The sequence below is a fragment of the Nostoc sp. CCY0012 genome (assembly GCF_963920855.1).
Lineage (GTDB): Bacteria > Cyanobacteriota > Cyanobacteriia > Cyanobacteriales > Nostocaceae > Cyanocohniella.
On sequence record NZ_CAWUDM010000189.1, the window covers coordinates 1 to 6,368 of the forward strand.

At 39.7% G+C, this 6,368-nt stretch carries 5 protein-coding genes; 4 read left to right on the forward strand and 1 reads right to left on the reverse strand.

Annotation, left to right across the window (positions count from 1 at the left end):
• The first annotated feature begins 22 nt into the window (after positions 1-22).
• Genes ACM0OS_RS28115 through ACM0OS_RS28125 form a run of 3 tightly spaced genes read left to right on the forward strand, consistent with a single transcriptional unit; the run spans position 23 to position 3,477 of the window.
• Positions 23-1,423, forward strand: coding sequence for a hypothetical protein (locus ACM0OS_RS28115; protein WP_414546469.1), 1,401 nt, complete (start codon positions 23-25; stop codon positions 1,421-1,423).
• Positions 1,404-2,066 (forward strand): flagellar motor protein MotB, encoded by a 663-nt coding sequence (locus ACM0OS_RS28120; protein ID WP_414546470.1) that lies wholly within the window; start codon positions 1,404-1,406, stop codon positions 2,064-2,066. The genes ACM0OS_RS28115 and ACM0OS_RS28120 overlap by 20 nt, the downstream gene beginning before the upstream one ends.
• 13 nt (positions 2,067-2,079) lie before the next feature.
• Positions 2,080-3,477 carry an EH signature domain-containing protein gene (locus ACM0OS_RS28125; protein ID WP_414546471.1) on the forward strand — a complete coding sequence of 466 codons (1,398 nt, stop codon included), beginning with the start codon at positions 2,080-2,082 and terminating at the stop codon, positions 3,475-3,477.
• 198 nt (positions 3,478-3,675) lie between these two features.
• Here ACM0OS_RS28125 and ACM0OS_RS28130 read toward each other — a convergent pair whose 3' ends face one another.
• Positions 3,676-4,458: a pantothenate kinase gene (locus ACM0OS_RS28130; protein WP_414546472.1), complete on the reverse strand. Its 783-nt coding sequence runs from the start codon at positions 4,456-4,458 to the stop codon at positions 3,676-3,678.
• 110 nt (positions 4,459-4,568) lie between these two features.
• Here ACM0OS_RS28130 and ACM0OS_RS28135 point away from each other — a divergent pair, with 110 nt between their 5' ends.
• On the forward strand, positions 4,569-6,293 hold the full coding sequence (locus ACM0OS_RS28135) for a diflavin flavoprotein (RefSeq protein ID WP_414546473.1): 1,725 nt from the start codon (positions 4,569-4,571) through the stop codon (positions 6,291-6,293).
• Positions 6,294-6,368 lie beyond the last annotated feature (75 nt).

Genomic DNA, 6,368 nt, shown 5'->3' on the forward strand with positions numbered 1-6,368 from the left:
CTTTAGATTCTTCTGATTCCTTGTGTCAAGCCTGATTGAGATGCTCTTACCCTGGTTAAAACAGCTAAATGCAACAAAAATTGGCCAAGCTGTCGGTAGAAGTATTGTAGAACAGTTCACAGGCTTAAATCAGTTATCGGCCCAAGCTATTGGAGAATCTGTCAAGCAGCAAATTTTTCCAGGATTGGAAGCAATATTCAAAGAACAGAAAAGACTTCGGGAACTCCAAGAAAATCAGGGACAGAGAGTTTTAGAAGAACTAATTAAAGATTTACGAATCCAGGTACTCGAACCAATTGCAGATCGATTAGATAAAAGTGCAGAGTTAACCGAAAAAGCTTCTACAGCAGTTTTGACACTGCATCAGGAACTCGGTGGAATTTCTCAAAATTTGGCAAGTTCTATCCTGACAATTCAGAATTTTCAAAAAGAGACTTTGATAGAACTCCAAGGATTTGCACATAATTTGGGAGACACTCTCAATCAATTCCAAACAGATACAAAAGGCGTTTTACAACAAACAGCCCACGAAATTAATCGCGCTGTAGATCAGAGTATCCAAGGATTAACAGCCCAAAGAAGTGCTTTTGAAGCAAGTGCAGTCCAAGCTGCTGCTACCTTTTGTGGAATCCGAGAAGAATTGCAAACAGCACTACAAGAACGCGCCGTAGTAGAACAGCAGATGCTTCAAGCTACTCAAAATGGAATTATCCACATTCTCACTCAAGCAAATAGAACTTTTCATGAGCAAACTAATACTCTAAAAACAGTGGGTGAGCAAGCTTCTGGATTGATGAATGATGCGAAGAATAGTCTTCTATCTACTTTAGGAAATATCGACACAACACTCACAGCTACCCGCAAAACAGTAGAGGAAGATTTGACAACATTTCGGCAAGAATATCAAGCGAATTTACAGAAATTTTTTGAACAACAAAACAACTTATTGGAAGGAACACTAGGCGAGCAAAGGGATGGATTATCTGGGGTTGTAAACCATCTTGATAAGGTGTTCCGAGATGAATGCCAAAGACGGAGTGAATTGACTCAAGAAGTTGAAAAAAGTATGAGTAAAATTCAGATGACTGTCGAACAAATTAACAAATTAGTTAGTGCTGCTGGATTAAACGATTCACAACGACTAATACAACTAGAAAATCTGGCGCGTGGTATTGGGGAGCAAGTAGAAAAGGTTGACAGTTCATACAGCAATTTGAATCGAAAATTTGATGATAGCCTTCATGCTTGGCAAAGTCATCTTGAAGTTTCTATGCAAAAGACCGTTGATTTACAGGTAAATTTTTTCCAACAAGCAGATACTTCTATGACTAGGGTTTGTGGAGGTTTACTAGAAACAGCAAAAGTTCTAGTTGCTGCACATGATACCCGCCACTTGAATAATAATGAAAGCAATGATGGATGATTTTACCATAAATGAAAGTGATGTAGAAATCATAGAGGATGATGATTCTAACATCTATCTATCTATTGGCGATTTGATGTCTGGGTTATTGATGTTTTTTGCCTTATTATTTATCACTGCACTACTCCAGCTTGCGGAGAAAGATGTGCCTAAAAGACTAGTAATTGGTAATGTCGTAGGAGAGATGAAAAGCAACAATATCAATGTCAAAGTCAACCCAGAAACCGGAGATATCAGTATCCAAGAATCGATTCTGTTTGCGAAAGGAAGCACCGAATTAAAACCAGAGGGTAAAGCATTTCTACGCAATTTTGTTCCCGTTTACAGTGGGGTGATTTTCTCCAGACCAGAATTTGAAAAGGAAATTAGCCGTGTAGTTATAGAAGGTCATACTAGCTCAGAAGGAGATGAACAAATAAATCTCGAACTGAGTGTAATGAGGTCTGCATCAGTTCATAAATACATTTTCTCTGACATAAATTTTCCTACAAAAACATCTTTAAGTCAGAAAATATTAGCTGCTGGTCGTGGAGAAATTGAATCTGATCAGAGTCGGGATAATCCAGGCGATCGCAAGGTAGTTTTCCGTTTTCAGTTTCGTAGTGATGAGTTAAATAAAAATATCCCTAAAACTTCTTTGTAAAGGAGTAACAATCTTGAATTTTCAATTTTCTTTTCCTTCTCTACCTGAAACTCTCCAGTTTATTCCTAATCAACTGATTCAGCTTGCAATTAACTTACCAGATGAAACTATATCAACGCCAAATGTTGATCTAATATTGGCAGCTATTGAACAAGGCCACGCTGATAAAATAAGTCATTTGGACTGGGTTTACTGCATCCATGCTAAAGCACAGTGGGATCAGCAAAATATTGGTAGATGTAGAAAAACATCAGCAGCAATTTGGAAAGTAGCAATTTCTAATTCATGGTTACAACATCAGCTATTATGGCGTTTGGCTCTTTATCATAGTGGTCAGAAAGAACAGATACTAGCACATTCTTTAGCTGAAAGTTTTGATATTTTTGCTAATTCTAAATTAGTTAATAATTTGTTATCAGTTCAAATTATTCTGGCACTTCGTAATCAGCAACCAGGTAGAGAATTAGCAATAATTAGTTGTAATCAGTTTGTTAATCAAACTGAATTATTAAACTTAATCCAAAAAAAATTGCCTATTTGGATTCCATTATTTAGTAATTTTGTAGAAGAAATATCACCATATTTTACAACAATTAATTCTCCTAAACAACAAGAAATAAGATGGTTGCTAAGTTGTTTAGATGAAATGTCAGATACTCAGCAGATAAAAGCGGTTGATTATTTACTAACTAATGTTTCTAAAAACATAACATCCAATTATTATTTAGTTGTGGATTGGTTACGAAATAAATATAGACAAGGTGAAAATTGGTACAAACTTTCAGAGCCAGCAAGACAAAGACTTCGAGAATGGATTGGTGGTATCAATTATAGTGATTTCCAAAAATTAGTTAGTTTAATATTAAACAGACTCCCTTTACAAAATTTCGAGGCAAATCGTTTACGGAGTCGTAGTAAGTTTTGGGCTAACTACAGTAACCGTTTTGAACGGCTTCGTATTTTGTTACCTAAAACATCACAACTTGCTATAAGTTATCAAATCCAAGGTGATGTTGATTTATTAGAAGACGACGGGAGTGATCCTACAGAGGTTTGTATATTTGATTTCGGTGAGTGGTTTGTAGTCGAATTTTTTCGTGGAAGAGGTAGTGAAATCCGCCTGTTTCCTAATAATTCCAGAAATCAGCAAATTCTTTTTGGTGAATCAACACTTTCAGTTAAACAGATTCGTTTTCTGGGTGGCGAGAAGCACGATCATGTATATCTTTGGCAAATATTTTCCCGCACCTGGTTGGCCAATCATGGAATTTTGCCTAATCCAAATACCGAGTCTTCCGGAAACCCGACAGCATTTCAATTACAAGATAGAGCAAACAGGCTAGAACCGTGGAGAAGAGAAATTGAGTATTTAGAAAGGGATGCTAGGCTCTATATGAACAAGCAACATTGAGATTATATCTTTATCTCTACTTGTTTAATAAGTAAGTCGGCGAGAAAACATCAAACTATGTTAAGCAATGTAAAATAATTAAAATTCATTTCGTAGTCAGTGGCTCTAGCTCTTATTTGAGGACTAAAGTCCTCACTACAAACCTTTAATTATTTACACCGTCCTACTTAGTTAAACGATCGCCTGACAACTCATCATCTATTTATCACTCATAAATATTTCTCGCATTCCCCAAAAAATTAAGTTTGGTTCCACAGTTAAACGGCTGGTAATTTCAGGAAACTGTAGTTTTAAATAGTTGATTATTAACAAGCGATCGCCTCCTTTAATCACCACCTTGCTTTCAGGAAATAATTCCCACCAAGCTAAGATAAAATCTTTAATCCCCGCCAATAAAGTATAGATAACTCCACTTTGAATCGCCTCTGATGTATTCAAGGCAAAGCGTGACGGTAAAGTGATATTTTCTGTTGTTAGTTGTGGTAATTGTCCAGTTTTTTGCCCTAACGTCGCAAACTGCAAACCCAATCCCGGTAGAATTGCGCCTCCCACCAAACATTGATTAGCATCCGCACCTGTAAAAGTTAAGGCTGTCCCAGCATCAATTACTAACATGGGAAAACCCCAAGTTTTGCCAGCACCCCACAAAGCTAAAGCACGGTCAATTCCCAGTGTGGGATAAATATTTAAGAGGGGTATTTGGTCTAAAGTAACCACTTGAACATGAGGATATGTTTGCCAAAGTGCAGTTTGACTGGGAACAACTGAGGAGAGGAGGATAGGGATATGGGGAGAAAAAATTTCTGGGGGTAAATTATCCAGGGTTAGACATTGGGGTATTTGCTGTATAACTGACTCAGATATATGGTCAGTATCCCAAGTGTGTTTTAGGGTTTCTCCGGTAAATAACGCCCAATGTAACCGGGAATTACCAATCTCTAACGCTAACCATTGATTCTCTCCGTGTCTGTGTGGTTTCACAGTTTTAACTTTTTTAAGTCACTCATAGGTTTTTTAATAAAACTTAACAATCAAGGCGTGTCACAATAAAACCAGAGGCATAAATACTCATTTTGTTAAGGAAGGGCGTTATGGTAGCACTCACCGAAAGAACTGAAAAGCGGCTAACCATAGAGACTGTGGAAATCGCTCAAGAAACGATCGCAATTCGCTCTTTAGACTGGGATCGCGATCGCTTCGATATTGAATTCGGTCTGCAAAACGGTACCACCTATAACTCGTTTCTCATTCGCGGTGAACAAACTGCCTTAGTTGACACCTCCCATGAAAAGTTTCGCAAATTATATTTTGATACCCTCACCGGATTAATCAATCCCACAGAAATTGATTATTTAATTATCAGCCACACCGAGCCAGACCATAGCGGCTTAGTCAAAGATTTGCTACAAATGGCTCCAGATATCACAGTTGTGGCTTCTAAAGTAGCAATTCAGTTTCTGGAAAATTTTGTTCATCAGCCATTTAAACGGCAAATTGTCAAAAATGGCGATCGCCTAGATTTAGGTAACGGTCACGAATTTGAATTTGTCATCGCCCCTAATTTACACTGGCCTGACACCATTTTCAGCTTCGACCACAAAACAAAAACTCTCTACACCTGTGATGCTTTTGGACTGCATTATTGCTCAGACAGCACCTTCGACGAAGATTTAGCAGCCATTGAAGCAGACTTTAAATATTACTACGACTGTTTAATGGGGCCAAATGCGCGTTCAGTGTTGTCTGCCCTCAAGCGCATGGCTGAACTGAAAACCATTGAGATGATTGCCACAGGTCACGGCCCCTTATTATCCCATAACGTTGCCGAACTCACCGGACGTTACCGCACTTGGAGCCAAACCCAAACCAAAGCCGAAAACGCCGTAGGGATATTTTACGTTTCCGAATATGGTTATAGCGATCGCCTAGCCCAAGCCATTGCCAAAGGTATCAGCAAAACTGATGTTGCCATAGAAATCGTAGATTTGGGGTCAGGAATAGATTTACAAGAACTACGGGAATTAGTCAGCCGTTGCACAGGATTAGTAGTGGGTATGCCTCCTGCGGGAAGTAAAGCCAATATCCAAGCAGCACTCAGCACTGTTTTAGGATCGGCCCACGAAAAACAAGCCATCGGCATATTTGAAACTGGCGGTGGAGATGACGAACCCATAGACACCTTGTTGAATCAATTCCGCAACCTGGGTTTAACACAAGGTTTCCCCGCAATTCGCATTAAAGAAACACCCACAGAAAATATCTACCAACTTTGCGAAGAAGCCGGTACAGACTTAGGACAATGGGTAACCCGCGATCGCAGCATCAAAGCAATGAAATCGTTAGGTGCAGACTTAGATAAAGCCTTAGGTCGCATCAGTGGCGGATTGTATATCATCACAGCCAAAAAAGGCGACGTGCAAAGCGCCATGTTAGCCTCCTGGGTGAGTCAAGCCAGCTTCAAACCTATGGGACTTTCCATCGCCGTAGCCAAAGACCGAGCAATTGAATCACTCATGCAAGTAGGCGATCGCTTTGTCCTCAACGTTTTAGAAGAAAATAATTACCAACCACTCATGAAACATTTCCTCAAGCGATTCGCCCCTGGTGCTGACCGCTTTGAAGGAGTAAGAACACAACCAGCCCAAAATGGCGCGCCTATCCTCACCGATGCCCTAGCATACATGGAATGCGAAGTCGTGAGTCGCATGGATTGCGGTGACCACTGGGCAGTATATAGCACCGTCTACGAAGGCAGAGTTTCCAAACCAGAAGCATTCACAGCCGTTCACCATCGTAAAGTCGGCAACCATTATTAAGGGAGGGAGTGGGGAGTAGGGAGTGGGGAGTAGGGAGTAACGAAGAAAATTCCCCCCTGCCCCCTGCCCCCCTGC